We start from the raw sequence: 20,202 nt of genomic DNA, 5'->3' as shown, positions 1-20,202 counted from the left end.
GCCTGTGGGTCATGTAAAGCTGAAGATGGATCGGTACCGTGCCACCGCACGAGGAAGAGTAGAACGCGACAATGAGAACAGATTTCGATCGGGCGATCCTGGTGGTGCGGGCCGCCCTCGAGTTCGAGTGGACTTGGACGGCCGATGACCTGCCCGCGTTCGCCGAGCGTGTGGGCTGGCACGTTGGTGGGCTCGACCAGCCTTCACCGACGATCACTACCGACTTCGATCTCAACCGCACCGACGCGATGGCGTTCCTCGACGATACGGACGACACCGGTGGACATCGTCCGCTGCAACAGATCTGGTGCTACTTCACCGATGTCGTTCTGGATGACCCGGACGCGAAGCCCTTGCTGTCCAATGCATTCGACGAGTTCGCGCAACGGGTGTTCGATCTGGTCGGTCAGCGGCCGAATGGTTGGTGGTGGCGGGATCCGAATCGGAGCCTGCGGTGGGATCTGGCGAACGTCGTGCTGGAGCTCTCGGTCAGTGATACATCGGCTGATATCGCACTGGTCAGCCCGGCATATCGCGCGTTCCAAGATGAGATCGACAGTCGAATCGATTCGGAGCAGACCCCCGACCTCGACACAGTCTGGCCGTTGAATTAGCGGAATGCCTGTGTGCGGGGGATGACCGCCGCCGTTCAGGATTGCCGCGCGCGGGCGCGCTCGACCTCGTTGATGTGCTGTTCGGTCCAGTTGCGCAGGGCCGCAATGGGTTCGGCGAGGCTGCGGCCGAGGTCGGTGAGTTCGTAGTCGACTCGGGGCGGGATGGTGGGTTCGACCGTGCGGGTGAGGAATCCGTCGGTTTCCAGGCTGCGCAGGGTTTGGGTGAGCATTTTCTGCGAGACGCCGCCGATGCGGCGGGAGAGTTCGGTGTAGCGCATCGGGCCCTGCTGGCGCAGGGCGTCGATGATCAGGATGGTCCATTTGCCCGCGATGTGGTCCAGGATCTGGCGGGTGGGGCATTTGGCGGAGTAGACGTCGGCGGTCAGGCCGGAGGATTCCACGAGCATCGTCACCTGTAGGAGAGTAGCGCACTAATTAGTGCCTACTTCCCAGACGATTGTCACTCTCCGATAGTTAGTGGCATGAACACGATCTCGGTTGCCCACGCCATTCGCACCCGCCGCACCGTCCGGCATTACCGGCCCGATCCGGTCGCTCCCGCCGATCTGGACACCCTGCTCGAACTCGCCATGGAAGCGCCGTCGAGCTGGAATCTGCAGGATCGGTCCATCGTGGTGATCACCGATACCGCCGGGCGTGAGGGCCTGACCTGGGCCACCGGCGGCCAGCCGCAACCGCGGGAAGCGCCGGTGCTGCTCGTTTTCGTCGCGGAAACCCAAGCGTGGCAAGCGGATCGGGCCGATGTGTACGAGCTGGCTCGGCGGAATGGCGCGTGGAACGAGGAGTTCATCACCGGATTCGCCGCCGCCTCGCAGGAATTCCAGCAGGGGCTGGCCGAGCGCGGTCTGCTGCGCGAGTACGCGGTGAAGGACGCCATGATCGCCGCGAGCTTCGTCATGCTGGCCGCCACCGAGCTGGGTCTGGCCACCTCGCCCATGAACGGCTGGGATGAGGACCGGGTGAAGAAGGTCATCGGCATCGAGGAGCGGCCGGACCTGTCGATCGCGCTGTTGATGTCCGTCGGCTATGCCGCCGAGGATCGGATTCACCCCGGTCGCCGGAGCGTGAGCCATACGGTTTTCCGCGAAACCTATCCCGCCGCGTGAGGCCCGATGGTGGCGCGCACCACGCCGACGCGGTGCGCGCTGCCTGCGGGAAAACCGGGTGAACCGGGCTGAGTACAAGGCTTACGATTCGACCAGCAAGAATAGGGGAGAAGATCCGCCCTACCCAGACCAGCCAGGGGAGAGACGAAGCATCGTGGCCGACGATATCGACCGTGCCGAGCAGACCGCGGCGCTGACCGAGGAATCCCTCGGCGCCGCTGCCGAAGCCGCCGAAAAGGCCTTCGCCGCTGCCGCCGATCTGGAAGCCCTGGCGAGCGCGAAAACCGAGTTCATGGGCGGTAAATCGCCGATCTCGCTGGCGCAGCGCTCCCTCGGCACCCTGCCCAAGGAGGAGAAGGCCGAGGCCGGTAAGCGCGTGAACGTGGCGCGCCAGCGGGTCACCGCCGCCTTCGAGGCGCGCAACGCCCAGCTGCTCGCCGAGCGCGATGCCGCGGTGCTGGTGGCCGAGGCCATCGATGTCACCGTGCCCGCACGCCGTGCGGCGGTCGGCGCGCGGCATCCCATCAACGCACTGTCCGAGCGCGTCGGCGATGTGTTCGTCGCCATGGGCTGGGAGATCGCCGAGGGTCCCGAGGTCGAGACCGAGCATTTCAATTTCGATGCCCTGAACTTCCTGCCGGATCATCCGGCGCGCACCATGCAGGACACCTTCCATATCGCGCCGGAGGGTTCGCGGCAGGTGCTGCGCACGCACACCTCGCCGGTTCAGGTGCGCTCCATGCTTTCTCGTGAGCTGCCGATCTATGTGGTGTGCCCGGGTCGCACGTTCCGCACCGATGAGCTCGATGCCACGCACACCCCGGTGTTCTCGCAGGTGGAGGGTCTGGCCATCGATAAGGGCCTGACCATGGCACATCTGAAGGGCACGCTGGATCATTTCGCGAAGGCGCTGTTCGGCCCGAACACCACCACGCGCATGCGGCCGAGCTTCTTCCCCTTCACCGAACCGTCGGCCGAGGTCGATGTGTGGTTCGAGGACAAGAAGGGCGGACCGGGCTGGGTCGAGTGGGGCGGCTGCGGCATGGTCAATCCGAAGGTGCTCATCGCCAGCGGTATCGACCCCGAGGTGTACAGCGGTTTCGCCTTCGGCATGGGTCTGGAGCGGACCTTGCAGTTCCGCAATGGCCTGCCCGATATGCGCGACATCGTCGAGGGCGATGTGCGCTTCACGCTGCCCTTCGGCATCCAAGCCTGAGTCCACCACCCCTGCTGGGTCCCATTCACTAATCGAGGAAGCGAAACGTCAAGTGCGAGTAGCGCAGTCCTGGCTGACGGAAATCCTGCAGCGCACCACTCCGGGGTGGTCGGTGACGCCGGAGGAGCTCGACGCCGGATTCGTCCGGGTCGGCCTGGAGGTCGAGGAGGTCGATCGGCTGCAGCGGGTGGGCGGTGAGATCGAGCATCCGCTGGTGGTCGGGCGGGTCGCCGAGATCACCGAGCTGACCGAGTTCAAGAAGCCGATCCGCTTCTGCAAGGTCGATGTCGGCAATCCGGAGCTGCAGGAGATCGTCTGCGGTGCAAGGAATTTCGCCGTCGGTGATCTGGTGGTCGTGGTGCTGCCGGGCGGTGAGCTGCCCGGCGGTTTCAAGATCGCCTCGCGCAAGACGTACGGGCACACCTCGAACGGCATGATCTGCTCGGTCGCCGAACTCGCGATCGGCAAGGACCACAACGGGATTCTGGTGCTCGAGCCCGGCACCGCCGAACCCGGTGCGGACGCCAATGAGCTGCTCGGACTCGATGACACCGTCATCGAACTCGCCATCACCCCGGACCGCGGTTACGCCTTCTCCGCGCGCGGTCTGGCGCGCGAGCTGGCCTGCGGTTTCGATCTGGAATTCCAGGATCCGGCCGTGCGGCTGCTGCCCGATTCCGATGCCGAGGCGTGGCCGGTGCGCATCGATTCGGAATCGCAGTGCACGCGTTTCGCCGTGCGCCGCGTGACCGGTGTCGATCCGAAGGCGGTGAGCCCGTGGTGGTTGCAGCGCCGGCTGCTGCTCTCGGGCGTGCGCCCGATTTCCCCGGCGGTGGACGTCACCAACTACGTCATGCTCGAACTGGGTCAGCCGCTGCACGCGTTCGATGCCGCCAAGGTGTCGGGCGGACTCGTGGTGCGGCGCGCCAACAAGGGCGAGACGCTGCGCACCCTCGACGAGGTCGAGCGCACCCTCGATGCCGAAGATGTTGTGATCGCCGATGATTCGGGTGTCATCTCGCTCGCGGGCATCATGGGTGGTGCGAGCACCGAGGTCGGCGACGAGTCGACGGATATCATTCTCGAGGCCGCCACCTGGAATCCGATCGCCGTGGCGCGCACCGCGCGCCGCCATAAGCTCGGCTCCGAGGCCAGTCGCCGGTTCGAGCGCGTCGTCGATCCCGAGGTGAATCTGGCCGCGCTGGATCGCGCCGCCACGTTGCTCGCCGAAATCGCCGGTGGCACGGTCGAATCCGTGCTGACCGATGTGCGCGTGCCGGTTCCGGCCGCCGCGCCCATCGTGATGGATATCGACCGGGCCGATCGCATCGCCGGTGTGCAGTACGCGCCGGGCACCTCCACTCGCCGTCTGCAGCAGGTCGGCTGTGTGGTCGAGGTCGGTGTCAGCGACGCCGGGCACGGTCAGCTCATCGTCACCCCGCCGACCTGGCGGCCGGACCTCACCCAGCCCGCCGATCTGGTGGAAGAGGTGCTGCGCCTCGAGGGTCTGGACAAGATCCCGTCGGTGCTGCCGTCCGCGCCCGCCGGTCGCGGTCTGACCGCCGAGCAGAAGCGCCGCCGCGCGATCAGCAAGGCGCTCGCGTTCGAGGGTTGTGTCGAGGTGCCGACGCCGGTCTTCATGGCCCGCGACGTCTTCGATGTCTGGGGTCTGGACGCCGACGATCCGCGCCGCGCCACCATGCGCGTGCTCAACCCGCTCGACGCGGACCGCCCGGAGCTGGCTTCCACACTGCTGCCCGGTCTGCTGGAAGTGGCCGCGCGCAATATCTCTCGCGGTGAACGCGATCTCGCCATCTACGGCATCGCCCAGGTGGTGCGCCGCACCCCGGACACCGGCCCGGTCGGACCGCTGCCGGTGGATCGCCGTCCCACCGAGGACGAGATCAACGTGCTGCTGCGCTCGCTGCCGTCGCAGCCGGTGCACGTGGCCGCCGTGCTGACCGGTAAGCGCGAACCGCGCGGCCCGCACGGTCCGGGTCGCCCGGTCGAGGCCGCCGACGCCTTCGCCCTGGTCGACGTGGTCGCCGAAACCACCGGCCTGGTCATCGAACGCCGCGCCACGGCCTACCTGCCCTGGCATCCGGGCCGCTGCGCCGAACTCCTGGTGGACGGCACCGTCGTCGGCCACGCCGGCGAACTGCACCCCGCCGTCCTGGAACGTTCGGGCCTGCCCCCGCGCACCTGCGCCGTGGTCATCAACCTGGACGCCCTCCCGCTCCGCGAAAACCGCCCCGCCCCAGTGGTTTCCGCCTTCCCCGCGGTCCTCCAGGACGTCTCGGTAAGCGTCGACAAGGCAGTCCCCGCCGCTTCGGTCGAGTCGGCCCTCCGCTCCGGCGCAGGCGCCCTCCTCGAAAAGATCTCCCTCTTCGACGTCTACGAAGGCACCCAAGCAGGCGAGGGCCGCAAATCCCTCACCTACGCCCTCCGCTTCCGCGCCCCCGACCGCACCCTCACCGAAGACGAAGCCAGCGCGGCCCGCGACTCGGCAGTGGCGGCTGCGGCCGATGCGGTAGGAGCAGTACTGCGCGGCTGACCTTCCAGACCGATCAGACACGAAACCCCGGCAACCGCGGCATCGCTTTGATGTCCAGTTGTCCGGGGTTTCGTGCCTGACGGAGCGATTTGGATCAGGTGCGGTAGGAAGGGTGTATGCGGCATCCGGCGGAGACGATTCTCAATGTGCTGACCTATGTTCCGGGGGATCGGCGGATCTATGCGACGCCCGAGCAATTCGGGGTGGGGTTCGAGGATCTGTTGTTGCGGACCGCGGATGGGGAGACGGTTAACGCCTGGTTTGTGCGGGCGGTGGGGGAACCGCTGGGGCACATACTTTTCGCGCATGGGAATGGCGGGAATATCGGGGATCGGTCGCCGGTGCTGGCATTGCTGGCGGCGGCCGGATTCGATGTGCTGGTGTTCGATTATCGAGGGTACGGGCGCAGTACCGGGCGGCCTTCCGAGCGGGGGACGTATCTGGATGCGCGGGCCGCTCGGGAGGCATTGCTGGCCCAGGACGGCGTTGATCCGGAAAGGGTTGTGTACCTGGGGAAATCGCTCGGCGGGGGAGTGATGATGGAATTGGTGACCGCGTTCCCGCCTGCCGCGCTGATCCTCATGTCGACGTTCACGGGATTGCGGGATGCGGCGGGAGCGGTGTATCCGTATCTGCCGAAGGTGTTCGTGCCCAACGCTTATCCGAGCCTGAAGCGGATTCGCGGGCTGACGTGTCCGGTGCTGATCATGCACGGGGATCACGATGAATTACTGCCGGTGCGGATGGGGCGCGAACTGTTCGCGGCGGCTCCGGAGCCCAAGGAATTGGTGATCTATCCGGGCGGTGCGCACAATGACATCGTGTTGAAACCGGGGTGGGCGAACACCGTGGCGGAATGGGTGGCGAAAGTCCTGCCGACCCGATAACGCTTACTTGCGAGTGATATTGAGCAGGAATTCGGCATTGCTGCCGGTGCGCCGCAGACCGTCGAGCATGAGGTCCAGGGCTTTCTGATCGTCGAGTTCGGCCAGGGTGCGGCGGAGTTTGCTCACCGCCGCGTGCTCGGCGGGCGTGTGCAGCAGATCATCGCGCCGGGTACTGGACTTGGCGATATCGGCGGCCGGGAACACGTGCCGGCTCGCGAGGGTGCGATCCAGTTTGAGTTCGGCATTGCCGGTGCCCTTGTACTCCTCGAAGATGACGGTGTCGGCCAGCGAACCGGTCTCCACCAGTGCGGTGGCGATAATCGTGAGCGAACCGCCGTGCTCGATGTTGCGTGCGGAGCCGAGGAACTTCTTGGGCGGCAGCAATGCGGTGGAATCCACACCGCCGGACAGGATTCGGCCCGATGCGGGTCCGGAGGTGTTGTACGCCCGAGCCAATCGGGTGAGCGAATCCAGCAGCACCACCACATCGCGGCCCTGCTCCACCAGCCGCTGTGCGCGTTCGATGGCGAGTTCCGCGAGCGCGGTCTGCTCCGCGGGGGAGTGATCGAAGGTGGCGGCGATGACCTCACCGGGCACGCCCCGGGTGAATTCGGTGACTTCCTCGGGTCGTTCGCCGATCAGCACCAGCATGAGGTGCGCCTCCGGGTGATTGGCGGTGATACCGTGCGCAATCGCTTGCAGCACAGAGGTTTTGCCCGCCTTGGGCGGTGCGACGATGAGCGCGCGCTGACCCTTGCCGATCGGCATGATCAGATCGGTGACCCGGGTGGTGAGCTTGTTCGGCTCTGTTTCCAGGCGCAGGCGCTCATCGGGATGGATGGGGGTCAGGTCCGCGAAACGCGGCCGGGCCTTGGCCTCGCCGGTCGGCCGGTCATTGACCGCGTCGACCCGGACGAGCGGGGCGAGCTTGCCGCCCTTGCCATTCGGCTGCGCCAGGCCGGTGATGGCATCACCGCGACGCAGTCCGTGTTCGCGAATCAGGTGATTCGGCACATGGATATCGCCCGGACCGGGCAGATATCCGCGGTGGCGCAGTACCGCCGTATGTCCGCTGATATCGAGGATTCCCGTTGCGGGAGAAAGTGTTTCGATGACCTCGAGACCGAGGTCGGGATTGATGGTAGTCATGGTGGTTCTCCTGAAGAAGGTGTGGTGAACCGAGTTCGGGTAAACGTCAGCGCTCGAAGAAAATTCAGAGCTCGAGCTGGATTCGAACTCGGGAGGGAAGAAATCTCGGGGGAGGGAATGCTATCGACCTGCATCCTCGAGATTGCGACGCCACCACCGTACGCCCGGTTCCGATTCGGCGCAAGGGCCGGACTCGGAACAGGTTCGCCACCGGGGCGAATGCTCAGGCGGAGTGCCCGGTAATGATCGGCAGCAGATAGCCCCGCGCGAAATCCTCGAGCTGCGAATCGGTTTCGAGGTCGAGCGCCGCGTGCGGCAGCAGGATGAGCGAATGCACCACCCGGCAGGCGAGTTCCGCGCGTGCGGTGAGATCGCTTGCGGGAGCAAGCATTTCACGTTCGACGGCGCGTTCGAGAGCGGCCGCGGTGGCGGCCACCGCCATGGTGAAGATATCCGCGCCGTGCACGCTGAGCTTCATGACAACCCGTTCGGGTTCGAGCGTCAGCATGCTTTGGGCCACCGGATGCGCGCGCCAGAGTTTCAGCACCGTCATGAACATATCGGTTATCAGGTCGCCGATATTCCCGTGCCGTTCGGGGATGAGCGCGAGCTCGGCCAGTACGAGGGCGACTTCGCGGCTGAAGACCGCGGTCACCAGATCATCGCGGGAGCCGATCCGGCGGTACACGGTGACCCGATCCACCCCGGCTTCGCGCGCTACGTCCTCGATGGTCGTCTTCTTGACCCCGACGCGCTGGAACTGGAGCAGGGCCGCATCGAGAATCCGGGTGTTGTCATCGGCCGTGACCCGGCCGGCCTGGGGTTTCGATGCGGTTGGCACGTCCACCACGCTAGCAAAGCGCACCTTCATTGCAACATTCGCCCGGATTTTGTTGCGTGCAACATTGCAAAGCAATTTGTTGCACTGTACTTTCGGATCATGGTTGCACAGGACGGCGCAAAGACGCGCCAGTACCTCGCCGAAGCACACGCCATCGCCGCGCGCGATGTCCGGTTCGACTTCGAATCCGTTCCGCTGCACTACATTCCGGGCGAGGTGCTGGCCACGCACATTGTCAATGTGATGCATCTGGTGCTCCCCGAGGGGGAGCGCGCCATGGCCGCGACGCTTGCCGAGGCCCTGCCGTATATCGACGATGAGCGCCTGCGCGAGGAGGTGACGGGTTTCGTCGGGCAGGAGGCCATGCACGCCAGCAGTCATGAGGGCGCGCGCAACCATCTGCGCGCCATCGGGCTCGATGTCGACTCGTATGTGCGCGCCATCAGCTGGCTGGTGGATCGCATTCTCGGCGATCACGGACTCACCGGCCGGGCGCGCGAGGAATGGCTCAAGGAGCGGCTCGGCCTGTTCGCGGGGATGGAGCACTACACCGCCGTACTCGGCGAATGGCTGCTCGAGGCCGATGTGCTGGAGACCAAGGGCATGCATCCCGCCATGCTGGATCTGGTGCGCTGGCACGGTGCCGAGGAGGTGGAGCATCGCAGCGTCGTCTACGACGCCTACATGCACGTGGACGGCGGCTACGCCCGCAAGGCCCGCACCGCCCTGCTCGCCAGCGCCACCCTGCTTCCCCTGTTCATCATCTCCACGGGCTACCTCTACCGCCAGGATCCGAGCCCGGACAAGGGCCGCTTCTGGGGCCTGCAATTCATCAACGCCACCCGCCGCGGCGTAATCCCCAGCTGGACAGTCTTTTTCAAGGAGATCCCGCGCTACCTGCGCCCCGGCTTCCACCCCTCCCAACTGGGCCCCATGGACACCGCCCTGCGCTACCTCGCCCATTCCCCCGCCGCCCGGGCGGCCAACGGATGACCGCGACAACAACACCGCGATCGGGGAGCGGTCCCACCCTGCTGCGGGACGCTGCTCACGGCTCCGCCTCGGACAATGCTCCGGCCCCGTCATCCCGGCGTGCTTTCGGCCGGGATCCACACGGTCCGGCGGCGCTGCGCTTGCTCGGCAATGTGATGGACGCGTACCTGAAGGTCTTCGTCAGCGGCCCTGCCGCGCCGCTGCTGTCGCGGCCGAATCCACTGCGGCGCAGCGGTTTCGATATCGATGTGGTGGTCGGCGCACGCACCCGCGAGGCCGATGACGTGGTGAGCCTGACCCTGCGCCGCCCGGGTGGCGGTGCGTTGCCCGCGTGGCGGCCGGGCGCGCATGTGGATGTGTTCCTGCCCTCGGGTCGCCAGCGGCAGTACTCGCTGTGCGGGGATCCGGCCGATCGCGACCGGTATCGAATCGCTGTCCGGAGGATTCCGGATGGCAGTGCCTCGGCGGAGATGCACGATGAGCTGTGGGTCGGAGATCGGCTCCGAATTCGCGGTCCACGCAATGCTTTCACCCTGGTGGACGCGCCCTCCTACCTGTTCCTCGCCGGTGGCATCGGCATCACTCCGATCCTGCCGATGGTGCGGGCGGCCGACGCGCGCGGGCAGTTGATCTACACCGGGCGGTCGCGGGAGACCATGCCGTTTCTCGATGAAATCGGTTCGGCGCGAATACTTCCCGATGACGAGTGCGGTGTGCCCGACGTGGCGGAGATACTCGCCACCGCCCAACCCGGCGCGGCCGTTTACGTATGCGGTCCGCCGCCGATGCTGGCCGCCGCACAACGCTGTCTGTTCGAGCTGAATCCCACGGGTTCGCTGCATACCGAACGCTTCTCGGCGCAACCGGTGGTGGACGGCCGGGAGTTCGGCATCACCCTGGCCCGCACCGGAACCACGCTGCGGGTGGGTGCGCAGGAGACCGCACTGGCTGCCGTACGCCGCACATTGCCCGATATCGCCTACTCCTGTCAGCAGGGCTTCTGCGGCTCCTGCGAGGTGGGCGTACTGGCCGGAGCGGTCGACCATCGTGACCGGCTGCTCACCGAATCCGCACGGGCGCAACGCATGCTGCTCTGTGTCTCGCGTGCGGCGGGCGATCAGCTCGTGCTCGACCTGTGATCTGGAAGGGAAGTCGGTACATGACCACAGCGGTCGAACACACACCCATCGCCATTGTCGGCGCGGGCTTCGGCGGGATCGGTTTGGCGATCAAGTTGCGGGAGGCCGGGTTCGAGGATCTGGTCATCCTGGAGCGCGCGGACGATCTGGGCGGCACCTGGCAGGCCAATACCTATCCCGGCTGCGCCTGCGATGTCCCCTCGCACCTGTACAGCTATTCGTTCGCGCCGAATCCCAACTGGTCCAGGATGTATGGGCGGCAGAGCGAGATTCTCGAGTACCTGCGGGCAGTGGCGGTCGAGCATGACGTGCTCCGGCATATGCGTTTCGGTGTCGAACTCCTCGACGCTCGCTGGGATGACGCGGATTCGCGGTGGCGGATCGAGACGAGCGCGGGCCCGCTCACCGCGGATTTCCTGATCTCGGCGACCGGCGTCTTCGCCGAAGCCAAGTACCCGGAACTGCCCGGCCTGGAGACTTTCGAGGGCAAGGCATTTCACTCCCTGCACTGGGATCACGACCATGATCTGACCGGTCAGCGGGTCGCGGTCATCGGTACCGGGGCGTCGGCCGTGCAGTTCGTTCCCGAGATTCAGCCGCTGGTGGAGAAACTGCTGCTGTTCCAGCGTTCGGCCCCGTGGATCGTGCCGCGCATGGACCGCGTCACCTCGGGCGTGGAACGCTATCTCCTGGATCGGATTCCGCTGGCACAGCGCTTGATTCGCGGCGGCTTCTATTCAGCCATCGAGGCTTTCGGACTCATCTCGCTGGTAGACAGGCGATTCCGGCACCCGTACGAGGCGCTGGCCCGCTGGCAACTCCAGCGCCAGGTCCGCGATCCGGAGCTGCGCGCGAAACTACTGCCCGACTACGTGATCGGCTGTAAGCGCGCCATCTTCTCCGACGCTTACCTGCCCGCCCTCGATCAGCCCAATGCCGAGGTGGTGACCGAGGCCATCGCCGAGGTGCGCCCGCACTCGATCGTGCTGCGCGACGGCACCGAGCATCCGGTGGACACCATCATATTCGGCACCGGATTCACCTCCATCCCAACGGCTTACGACCGCTACATCGGCATCGACGGCCGTAGCATGGCCCAGCTGTACGACAAGGAGCCGCAGAGCTATCTCGGTGTCGCGGTATCCGGATTCCCGAATTTCTTCTGCACGCTCGGCCCGTTCGGCGCGGCCGGGAATCAGTCCGCCATCTTCATGATCGAATCCCAGATCACCTACATCGTGGACGCCCTGATCACCCTGAGCGACAGGGGAGCTCGCCGGGTGCAGGTGCGCCTGCGCGCACAGCAAGCCTTCCTGGCCGAAATGGCCCACCGCAGTACCGGCACCGTCTGGCTCACCGGTGGATGCCAGAGTTACTACACCACCGCGGACGGACGCAATGCCGGGCTCTATCCCAACTGGAGCTTCGAATACCGCCGTCGCACCGCGAAATTCGACAGCGCGAACTACGAGGTGACCCGATGATGCCACTGCTCAGCCTGCTCTCGCCGAAGCGGCCGGGTCATCGGGTCGCCGGGCAGACCGTGCTCATCACCGGAGCCGGACAGGGTATCGGCCATGAACTCGCGGTGCTGTTGCACGAGCGTGGTGCCCGGGTGGCGCTGGTCGATATCGACGGGCATGCCGTCGCGGCCATCGCGCATCGGCTGGGTGATCGCGCACTGGCCGTCACCGCCGATGTCGCCGATCGAGAAGCCATGCGCCAGGCCGTGATTCGCACCGTCGAACATTTCGGCGGCCTGGATGTGGTGGTGGCCAACGCGGGCGTGGTGCCGCGACCGGCGACGCTGCGCATCATGGACGGCGCGGATTTCGATCGCGTCATCGGCATCAATCTCACCGGTGTGTTCAATACCGTGCGCCCGGCACTGGACGAGATCGTCAGTGCCCGTGGGCATGTGGTGGTGGTGTCCTCGTGCGCGGCGTTCGCGCCGGGGATGGCGGGTGCGCCGTACATGATCAGCAAGGCGGGCGTGGAGCAGTTCGGCCGCGCGCTGCGGGTGGAGCTCGCCCCGTTCGGGGCCACCGCCGGGATCGCGTACTTCGGCATCGTGGACACCGATATGACGCGGGCCACGCTGGATCGCGATGAGCTCGGCCGTGATCTGGACGAGCTGCTGCCGTGGCCGCTCAATGTGCGGATCACCGCCGCCCGGGCCGCGGAGGTGATCGCGGACGGTATCGAGAAGCGGGCGGCCCGCACCATCGCGCCGTACGGCTGGGAGCCGTACGCGCTGCTGCGCGGCCTGGTGAATGTGGTGCTGGACCGCGCTTTGGCGGCCGATCCGCGCGTCCATGATCTGGTGCGCCGGGCGGAACAGCGCCGGGTGCGCCTGTAGATACGGTTCCGGGCACACCGGGAATCCGGACTCACCGGACGAACCCGCAGGCAAGCCGCATTTCGGGCATGTCGCCCGAGACCGTGCGTAGCCTGGTCATCATGAGCGATGCCCAGGATTTCGGATCGGAATTGGCGGGGCTGTCGGACGCCGAATTGGCGGCCGTGGTGGAACGGGCCACCGAAGGCCGGGCCGGATTGGCCGCCCTGCACGCGGTGGCCGCGTCGGTGGCGGCCACGGTCGGTCATGCGCCCGCGGTCATCGATGTGACTCCGGACACGGACGATGAATCCGAGCTGCCGCCGATACCGCTGCCGGATACATTCGGGCAGGTGGAGGGCGGTCCGGTGGTCACCGGAGTGCCGGTACCTCCGGCGGGTATCCCCGTGGCCCCGGGCATCGGCGGATATACGAACACCGGCGTCCCTACTTTCGAGTCAGTTCGCGATAAGGTCGAGCAGCGCTACGGCACCGCACAGGGGATGGGCGAGCTCGATCGGCAGACACCAGTGGGTCGTAGCGTCGAGGAACAGTGGGACGCGCGGGAGAAAGCCGCGCGGGAACGCCTGGAACAGATTCGAAAATCGGTGCACGGCAACGATTCCGACTGAACTCGGCGGTCCCTTCTTGACGATGGGTGGAATCTGTGACCGAGCCGCGCGAAATCGCCGAACGGCTGCTCGACCTGCAAGTGGACTTCCTGCTCGCCGAGGTGAGCGGTGACCGCTTCACCGAGGTGATCGGCCGCGATGTGGAAGCGGTGATCGGCGTCGCCGACACCATCATCTTCCGCGATGTGGTGGAGATCGATCAGGCCAAGCAGACCGTGGCCAATATCATCAATCTGATCGGCGGCAGCCCGGTGCTGGGGGAGATGGTCGGTACGCTGGCCAATTCGCTCTACACCGATATCGCCAGCAATAACGACTACACCCTCGGCGATGTGGTCGAGCGCGAGCCGGTGGAACAGCTGCTGGAGAAGATCTTCGGCATGCACCAGGCGCAGGAGCGCATTCTGGAGCGCCTCACCGAGAGCCCGCTGGTCGCGACGGTGGCCTCCAAGTTCGTCGACAAACTGATCGACGATTTCATGGAGAGCAATCGCCAGATGGCGAACAAGATCCCGGGCGTCGGCTCGCTGGTCTCGTTCGGCACCTCTGCCGCCAAGCAGGCCCGCAAGGCCGCCGAGAAGGCCACCGGGGACGGCACCTTCCTCGGCGAAATGGCGGGCAAGGGTGCGCAGTTCGCGCTCAAGCGCACCAATAACGCCATTCGCGAGATGCTGCGCGATGCCCCCGTGCACGACGCCGCCATGGAGTTCTGGGATCTGCACGCGGGCGAACCGGTCAGCGGATTGCGCGACTACCTTTCGCAGCAGGATCTGCACGAGCTCGCGCTGATCATCTACCGCATCGCGCTCACCACCCGCGAGAAGGAGTACTTCGGAGTCCTGGTCGATCAGGGCGTCGAGGTCTTCTTCGAGAAGTACGGCGATCACACCCTCGCGGCGCTGCTGCCCGAACTGGGTCTGTCCGGTGAGGACATCGCCGGCGAGATCCTGCGCTACGGCCCGGCCGTGGTCGAGGCCGCCAAGCGAAATGGCGTGCTGGCCAAGCTGGTTCGCGAACGCCTGGAACCATTCTTCCTCTCCGATGAGGTCATCGCCGTGCTGGCGGAGGCCACCAAGTAACGAGAACGCTGGAGGCGCAATGAAACTACCGATCACCGGTGAGCGCCTCACAGTCATGTCACCGGGCCCCTACGTCATCGTGCTGGCCGCCGGTGTCTACGAGATCCACATCGAGGGTGAGTTGGTGGTGCACCGCGCCGTCGGCTCACCCTCGCACAGTCTGGCGGGAGAGGCCCGCCCGGAAGATCTGGCCACCGTGGTGGAGGGCGAAATCGTCGCCGCCGCGGTCGAATCCACCGGCGAACTCCGCATCGACCTCGATACCGGCCACCGCATAGTCGTCGAACCCGACCGGTACTTCGAGGCCTGGCACGTCACCGACCCGGGCCGCTACCTCGTCGCCTGCATGCCCGGCGGCGAACTGGCCATCTGGTCCCAGGACGCCTGAAACCCATGCACGACGGCCGGTGCCGATCCGGCCCGTCGTGCCGAATCCCCGTGCGGCACGTGGCGCGGGCCCATCGTCGGCAGCGATGGTTCCGCGGTCATGCCGTCCCCTCCGGGTATTCGTGGCGCCGAACAGCGTTGGACGGCTCTGAGAGCATCGCGGGTGAGCGGGGGGAAGATCAAGCAATCGCCCTGTCCCAAATTGTCCCACCCTGCTGATTCGCGTGGTTGCCCGCGGCGTATAGCCACGCGCCGGACTCGGTGCGCACCGGCCGATTAATTCGCTATCCCGCTGCGGCGCAGCCTGTTAGCGTTGTTCTCACCGACGACGAAAGGAATGGCGATGAACGGCTGTATGACTTCCGAACGCTATTCCTATGAGTCGTCTGAGCGCTGAACAGCGCTGCGGCTCGGTCGTAATCACACTATTCGGGGGCGAGGAGCCTGGTGGCTCAGCCTGTCTGTAAAACAGGTGCGCGAGCATGGCAGGTTCGATCCCTGCCGCCCCCACCGCATTTCGCTCCGGCGAGATCGCGGCGCAGTTGCTCTGCTGGTACGGGCACCCTGACTTTCACTCAGGACTTCGTCGGTTCGATTCCGATCTGCGTCACGGCGACCATCAGGGAAAGCAATGCGGACCGGCGTCCGCCACCGCCTTGAAAGCGGCAGGTCCTCCGGGAGGGGATGGGGTTCGACACCTCTGCTTTCCGCAATCCCCTTGTGTACCAGTGGTGTTCGGGCTGGAGATCAGCTCTCGGTGCGGCGGGTCAGGACCGCGATGGGGAAGCGGCGCGTGCTCAACGCGGCGTAGGTGTGGAAGTCCGGATATCCGGCTTTGAGTGTGCGCCAGTGCTTTTCGTATTCGGCGTCATCGGTGACGATGTGCACGTCCACCGGCCAGGTGTCGGGGCCGACCTGGACGCGAGCGGTGGGCTGGGCGGCGAGATTGTGCCACCAGTTCGGGGTGCCGGGATGGCCGCCGTTGGAGCCGCAGACCAGCAGATCGTCGCCGTCGCGAATGAGCATGAGCATGACGGGGCGGGGCTCGCCGGATTTACGGCCGGTGACAATGAGCTGGAAGACCGGTTTGCCCTGCAGCGTATTGCCGCGGGTGCCGCCGGAGCGGGCGTAGGTGCGGCTGTTCAGGCGTGCGAAGGCGCGCGCGGCGAAGCCCAGGTAGATGCTGGAGTAGTGGTTGAAACGGCCGCTCAGGGTGAGGTTGCCGGTTTCGGAGCTGTTGCCTGCCATCTGTTTTCCCATGATCGGCCCGTTGTATCGCGGCTCACTGTACATGCTGTCCAGTGAGTGGGCGGGGTGCGGGCGTTCAGTTCACGCAGGGGATGCTGCCGCCGATGGTGGTGGTCACCGGCTTGCCGTTATTGGGGGTGTCCACGGTGGTGGTGGCGGCGGCCGATTTCGAGGTGGTGGCCGTGGTGGTGGTGCTCGCGGCCGCCGGGTCGAGCGTCTCCGGAATCTCGAAATCGGTGCCGAGCACCAGCTTGATATGCCCGGCGCTGACATTCGAGGACGCGGCCGGGGTGACATTGCCGCCGAGCATATCGGCCAGCGCCTGGGCATCGGTGTCCGCGCCGGTGCCGAAGTAGAGCATGGTGGAGGTGCCGTCGGCATAGGTGGCGTTGCTGACATCGCCGACCGGGAATCCCTTGCCGCCCAAGGACTTCGACACCTTGGCCGCCATGCCGGAGGTGCCGGTCGCATTGACCACGTCCAGGGTGGAGGTCGGTGTGATCTTCGGTGCGGCGGCCACGGTCGGTTGTTCGATGCCGAACGCGGCGCGCACTTCCTTCTTGATGGCGGCCGGATCGATGATGTTCACATCCTGGCCGTCGACATTGTCGTAGCGCAGCACCGGCAGCGTCCGGAATTCCACCGCGGGGGATTTCGCGCGCCCCAGGGTGGTGATGAAGTCGCTCAGATCCCAGCCGTCCGAGAGCACCACATCGCGGTGCGCCGCGTCCATCAGCGCCCGGAGCTTGCTGATATTGGTGAGCGTGCCGGAATCCTTGATCTGCTTGGCCACCGAGGTCAGGAACGCCTGCTGGCGATGGGTGCGATCGAGGTCGCCGTTCTCCAGCCCGTGCCGCTGCCGCACGAAGGACAGTGCGTTGGCGGCGTCGAGATGCTGTGGCCCGGCGGGGAATACGGCTCCGGAGTAGTAGCTGTCGTCAACCGCGTGATTGAGGCATACGTCGACGCCGCCGAGCGCGTCGGCCAGATCGTAGAACCCCACGAGCGATACCTCGGCGAAGCGGTTGATCGGCACCCCGGTGAGCGTTTTCACCGCCTGCACGATCGACGCGCGCCCGGCTTCGCGGCCCTGGCGCTCGATATCGACCTTATCGGTGACGCCCTGCGCCTTGAGCTTCTCCTCGGCGTAGAACTTCTTGAGCCCGTACGCCTCTTTGATCTTGATGTGGTCATAGCCGGGAATACCGACCGCCTGCACATAGTCGTCACGCGGGATGGAGAATGCGACGATCTTCTTGAGATCCTTCGGAATATGCACCAGGATAAGTGAATTGGCGTTGTATCCGCCCTCGGTGCCGTCACCGGCGTGCAGCTGATCGAGGATGTTCTTGGGGAGATCGTTGCCGTTCAGATCCTTGCGGGTGTCGAGTCCGATGAGCAGCATATTGATATCGCCGTCGAGGGACTGATCCTCCTTCGGAATGACCTGGCTGTGCTCGAAGCCGTTATTGAGGCTGGTCTCGCCATACCAGCCGATCCCGGTGACACCGACGACGCCGACGGCGAACAGCGACATGAGCCCGCGCCCGGCGTACCGCATGCGATGCGACTCCGTCGGTGCGGAGCGGCGATGCGAGGTCGGCTGAGCGCGCCGGGCACGGCGCGGCTCTGGCGGAGGCGTCTGCGCCACTCCGTGCGTCCCGCCGGGGCGGTAGACGGGCAGCTGCTCGGTGTCGTCGTCGTACATGGCTATGTCGAGTCTGCCGGAGCCATTCCGAGTTGTCACAACGGACGGCCCCGGCCTCAGCCTGGTCTCAGCTTTCGACGATGGCGATGCCGTCGATCTCGACCAGCATCTCCGCGCGCGGCAGGCCGGTGAAGACGGTGGTTCGGCTCGGCAGCACCCCGCCCGAGCTGTGCTTGGTAACGAATTCGCCATAGGCGTCGTTCATGATCGGGAAGTCTTCGCGCTTGGTCAGATACACCCGCAGCATGACCACATCGTCGAAGCTCGCACCGCTGGCCTCGACGATCGCCTTGACGTTCTCGAGGGTGCGGGTGGTCTGCGCGGCCACATCCCCCGGGTACAGGTATTCGTTGGTGACCGGATCCACCGGACCCTGTCCGGAGACCTGGACGAACGGACCCTTGCGGACACCCTGGGAGAAGGTGTGCGCGGGGGCGGGGGCCTTATCGGTGCGGACGGCGATCTTCTCGGTCATCGGCGGCCTTTCATTTCTCGGGGGTGGGACTCCAGCCCAATTCGGTGGAGACGGCATCGGCGGCGGCGCGCACCTGCGGCAGCATGGCGAGCACCTGATCGTGATCGAGCAGCATGTCCGGCACCGACATGGACAGCGCGGCGACGACCGCGCCGGTGCCATTGCGAATCGGGACGGCCACGCAGTTGATGAAGCTCTCATGTTCCTCGTGGTCCTCGGCATAACCCTGGGACGCAACGAGTTCCAATTCGGCGAGGTACTGCTCCGGCGTGCGGATGGTGCGATCGGTGAACGCCTTGTATTCCAGGCCCTCGGCGATACCGCGCCATTGTTCGTGCGGCAGTGCGGAAACCAGCACCTTGCCGACCGCGGTGCAGTGCAGTGCGGCGGGACGCCCGATGCGCGAATACATTCGGACGCTGTGCGTGGCATCGAGTTTGTCGATGTAGACGGCCTCGCCGGATTCATAGGTGGCCAGATGCACGGTCTGCCCGGTGGCGGCATTGAGCGCGCTCAGATGCGGTCGCGCGGCGGTGCGCACATCGCGCCCCTCCAGTGAGCGGTTGGCGAGTTCGAAGAGCTTGGAGCCCAGCCGATATCGATGCTCCGCGTCATGGGTGACGAAGCGTTCGCCCTCCATGGTCTGCAACAGCCGCAGCACCGTGGATTTGTGCACCCCGAGCCGGGTGGCCAACTGGTCCAGCGATTTCGGCTCCTCGCCGAGTTCGCCGAGGATGGTGAGGGCACGCAGCAGACTCTGGCTCATGAGCCCACATTCTCGGGGATGGGCTGTGCCGGGCTGTAATTCAAGTCCGCCCAGTCGGAAGCGCTGACGGCCGACTGCGATTCGAGGGTGTGCGCCGGCGGCAGTTCGGCGACATCACCGGTGCCGGTGAGCGCGGCCGCCGCGCACAGGTGCCCGAAGCGCAGCAGCTGCTCGTGCGGGCGGCCCTGGAGCAGCGCGGCGAGATAGCCGCCCGCGAAGGCGTCGCCCGCGCCGATGCGCTCGGTGACGCGCAGGCGCAGGGCGGGCACTTCCAGGCGCTTGTCGCCGATGTATCCGGTCACCGAATGTTTATCGTTCTTGACGATCAGATGCCGCGGTTCGGGGAAGAGCTCGCGCAGCCGATCGGCCTCACCCATACCGAAGACCTCGAGGGCCTCGTCCGCGCCCAGGAAAACCACATCGCTGCCGCGAATATGCCGGGCCAGGATGTCGGCGGCGGATTCCGCGCGCCGTTCCCACAGGGCCGGGCGGAAATTGAGATCGAAGCTGATCAGGCGCGATCCGCGCGGCTGCGCGAGCAGGGCTTCGGTGCAGGCGGTGGCCGAGGGCGACAGCGCCGGGGTGATGCCCGTGAAATGCACCAGTTCGGCGTCGTTGAGCAGCCGCGCGGCGACGGTCAGATCGTGTGGTGACAGCGCGCTGGCGGCGGAACCGGTGCGGTAGTACAGCATTCGGCTCGACCCGGCGGGCAGATCGTCCTGTCGCGCGGAGCCGCTGCCGCGTTCCTTCACGTACAGGCCGGTGGGCCGCGCCGGATCGATGGCGACCGCGGAGGTGTCCACATCGCGTTCGCTCAGATGCCGCAGCAGATAGCGGCCGAAACCGTCATCGCCGACCCGGGAGATCCAGGCGGTCGGCACGCCGAGCTGTGCGAGCACCGTGGCGGCATTGGCCTCCGCGCCGCCCGCGCCGCGCGCGAAGGTGTGCGAATCCTCCAGCGGTCCGGGGTGCGCGATGAGCACGGCGAGTCCCTCACCGATGGTGACCGCGCGGGGGGTCGCCTGGATCACACCAATCTCCTTCGAATG

General features: G+C 66.0%; 19 protein-coding genes, 2 tRNA genes and 1 pseudogene. 14 read left to right on the top strand and 8 right to left on the bottom strand.

Annotation, left to right across the window (positions count from 1 at the left end; genetic code table 11):
- Window positions 1-101 precede the first annotated feature (101 nt).
- The gene (locus AB0L82_RS29300; protein ID WP_364643169.1) at window positions 102-614 is read left to right on the top strand and encodes a DUF6301 family protein; all 513 of its coding nucleotides are present in this window, start codon (window positions 102-104) and stop codon (window positions 612-614) included.
- A 35-nt stretch (window positions 615-649) separates the two neighbouring features.
- Here AB0L82_RS29300 and AB0L82_RS29295 read toward each other — a convergent pair whose 3' ends face one another.
- Window positions 650-1,021 carry a helix-turn-helix domain-containing protein gene (locus AB0L82_RS29295; RefSeq protein WP_364644177.1) on the bottom strand — a complete coding sequence of 124 codons (372 nt, stop codon included), beginning with the start codon at window positions 1,019-1,021 and terminating at the stop codon, window positions 650-652.
- A gap of 75 nt (window positions 1,022-1,096) precedes the next feature.
- Between AB0L82_RS29295 and AB0L82_RS29290 the strand changes: the two genes are divergently transcribed.
- The 4 genes from AB0L82_RS29290 (at window position 1,097) to AB0L82_RS29275 (ending at window position 6,398) form a co-directional block, all read left to right on the top strand.
- Entirely contained in the window at window positions 1,097-1,741 is a 645-nt protein-coding gene (locus AB0L82_RS29290) for a nitroreductase family protein (RefSeq protein ID WP_364643167.1), read from the top strand.
- 154 nt (window positions 1,742-1,895) lie between these two features.
- Window positions 1,896-2,957 (top strand): phenylalanine--tRNA ligase subunit alpha, encoded by a 1,062-nt coding sequence (pheS, locus tag AB0L82_RS29285; RefSeq protein ID WP_364643165.1) that lies wholly within the window; start codon window positions 1,896-1,898, stop codon window positions 2,955-2,957.
- Window positions 2,958-3,009: 52 nt separating this feature from the next.
- Complete coding sequence (pheT, locus tag AB0L82_RS29280) at window positions 3,010-5,511, top strand: phenylalanine--tRNA ligase subunit beta (protein WP_364643163.1); 2,502 nt, start codon at window positions 3,010-3,012, stop codon at window positions 5,509-5,511.
- A 116-nt stretch (window positions 5,512-5,627) separates the two neighbouring features.
- Window positions 5,628-6,398: an alpha/beta hydrolase gene (locus AB0L82_RS29275; RefSeq protein WP_364643161.1), complete on the top strand. Its 771-nt coding sequence runs from the start codon at window positions 5,628-5,630 to the stop codon at window positions 6,396-6,398.
- Between the two features lie 3 nt (window positions 6,399-6,401).
- Here AB0L82_RS29275 and rho read toward each other — a convergent pair.
- Window positions 6,402-7,487 (bottom strand): annotated as a pseudogene (gene rho / locus AB0L82_RS29270) (transcription termination factor Rho); the annotation flags it as partial.
- 283 nt (window positions 7,488-7,770) lie between these two features.
- Window positions 7,771-8,388, bottom strand: a complete 618-nt coding sequence (locus tag AB0L82_RS29265) for a helix-turn-helix domain-containing protein (RefSeq protein ID WP_364643160.1) — start codon at window positions 8,386-8,388, stop codon at window positions 7,771-7,773.
- A 99-nt stretch (window positions 8,389-8,487) separates the two neighbouring features.
- Between AB0L82_RS29265 and AB0L82_RS29260 the strand changes: the two genes are divergently transcribed.
- The 9 genes from AB0L82_RS29260 (at window position 8,488) to AB0L82_RS29220 (ending at window position 15,566) form a co-directional block, all read left to right on the top strand.
- Window positions 8,488-9,381, top strand: coding sequence for a metal-dependent hydrolase (locus AB0L82_RS29260; RefSeq protein ID WP_364643158.1), 894 nt, complete (start codon window positions 8,488-8,490; stop codon window positions 9,379-9,381).
- A gap of 155 nt (window positions 9,382-9,536) precedes the next feature.
- A complete protein-coding gene (locus tag AB0L82_RS29255; RefSeq protein ID WP_364644174.1) occupies window positions 9,537-10,520 on the top strand; it encodes a PDR/VanB family oxidoreductase in 984 nt (327 codons plus the stop codon).
- Between the two features lie 20 nt (window positions 10,521-10,540).
- Complete coding sequence (locus tag AB0L82_RS29250) at window positions 10,541-12,004, top strand: NAD(P)/FAD-dependent oxidoreductase (RefSeq protein ID WP_364643156.1); 1,464 nt, start codon at window positions 10,541-10,543, stop codon at window positions 12,002-12,004.
- The gene (locus tag AB0L82_RS29245) at window positions 12,004-12,879 is read left to right on the top strand and encodes an SDR family oxidoreductase (RefSeq protein ID WP_364643154.1); all 876 of its coding nucleotides are present in this window, start codon (window positions 12,004-12,006) and stop codon (window positions 12,877-12,879) included. The genes AB0L82_RS29250 and AB0L82_RS29245 overlap by 1 nt, the downstream gene beginning before the upstream one ends.
- A gap of 101 nt (window positions 12,880-12,980) precedes the next feature.
- A complete protein-coding gene (locus AB0L82_RS29240) occupies window positions 12,981-13,490 on the top strand; it encodes a hypothetical protein (RefSeq protein ID WP_364643152.1) in 510 nt (169 codons plus the stop codon).
- Window positions 13,491-13,525: 35 nt separating this feature from the next.
- Window positions 13,526-14,569 carry a hypothetical protein gene (locus AB0L82_RS29235; RefSeq protein ID WP_364643150.1) on the top strand — a complete coding sequence of 348 codons (1,044 nt, stop codon included), beginning with the start codon at window positions 13,526-13,528 and terminating at the stop codon, window positions 14,567-14,569.
- Window positions 14,570-14,588: 19 nt separating this feature from the next.
- Window positions 14,589-14,957 (top strand): DUF6188 family protein, encoded by a 369-nt coding sequence (locus AB0L82_RS29230; protein WP_364643148.1) that lies wholly within the window; start codon window positions 14,589-14,591, stop codon window positions 14,955-14,957.
- A gap of 430 nt (window positions 14,958-15,387) precedes the next feature.
- Window positions 15,388-15,466: transfer RNA gene (locus tag AB0L82_RS29225), tRNA-OTHER, on the top strand.
- 25 nt (window positions 15,467-15,491) lie between these two features.
- A tRNA-Glu gene (locus AB0L82_RS29220) sits at window positions 15,492-15,566 on the top strand.
- Between the two features lie 137 nt (window positions 15,567-15,703).
- On the opposite strand, the gene AB0L82_RS29215 is transcribed toward AB0L82_RS29220, so the two are convergent.
- From AB0L82_RS29215 to AB0L82_RS29195, 5 genes are all read right to left on the bottom strand, one after another.
- Window positions 15,704-16,204 (bottom strand): nitroreductase/quinone reductase family protein, encoded by a 501-nt coding sequence (locus AB0L82_RS29215; RefSeq protein WP_364643147.1) that lies wholly within the window; start codon window positions 16,202-16,204, stop codon window positions 15,704-15,706.
- Between the two features lie 76 nt (window positions 16,205-16,280).
- A complete protein-coding gene (locus AB0L82_RS29210) occupies window positions 16,281-17,912 on the bottom strand; it encodes an LCP family protein (protein ID WP_364643145.1) in 1,632 nt (543 codons plus the stop codon).
- A gap of 67 nt (window positions 17,913-17,979) precedes the next feature.
- Entirely contained in the window at window positions 17,980-18,387 is a 408-nt protein-coding gene (locus AB0L82_RS29205) for a RidA family protein (RefSeq protein WP_364643144.1), read from the bottom strand.
- Window positions 18,388-18,397: 10 nt separating this feature from the next.
- Window positions 18,398-19,153: an IclR family transcriptional regulator gene (locus tag AB0L82_RS29200; protein WP_364643142.1), complete on the bottom strand. Its 756-nt coding sequence runs from the start codon at window positions 19,151-19,153 to the stop codon at window positions 18,398-18,400.
- Complete coding sequence (locus AB0L82_RS29195) at window positions 19,150-20,184, bottom strand: sugar kinase (RefSeq protein ID WP_364643140.1); 1,035 nt, start codon at window positions 20,182-20,184, stop codon at window positions 19,150-19,152. The genes AB0L82_RS29200 and AB0L82_RS29195 overlap by 4 nt, the downstream gene beginning before the upstream one ends.
- Between the last annotated feature and the right edge of the window lie 18 nt (window positions 20,185-20,202).

Source organism: Nocardia sp. NPDC052001 (assembly GCF_040680615.1).
Classification (GTDB): domain Bacteria; phylum Actinomycetota; class Actinomycetes; order Mycobacteriales; family Mycobacteriaceae; genus Nocardia.
This window is presented reverse-complemented; position numbering and strand designations above follow the sequence as displayed.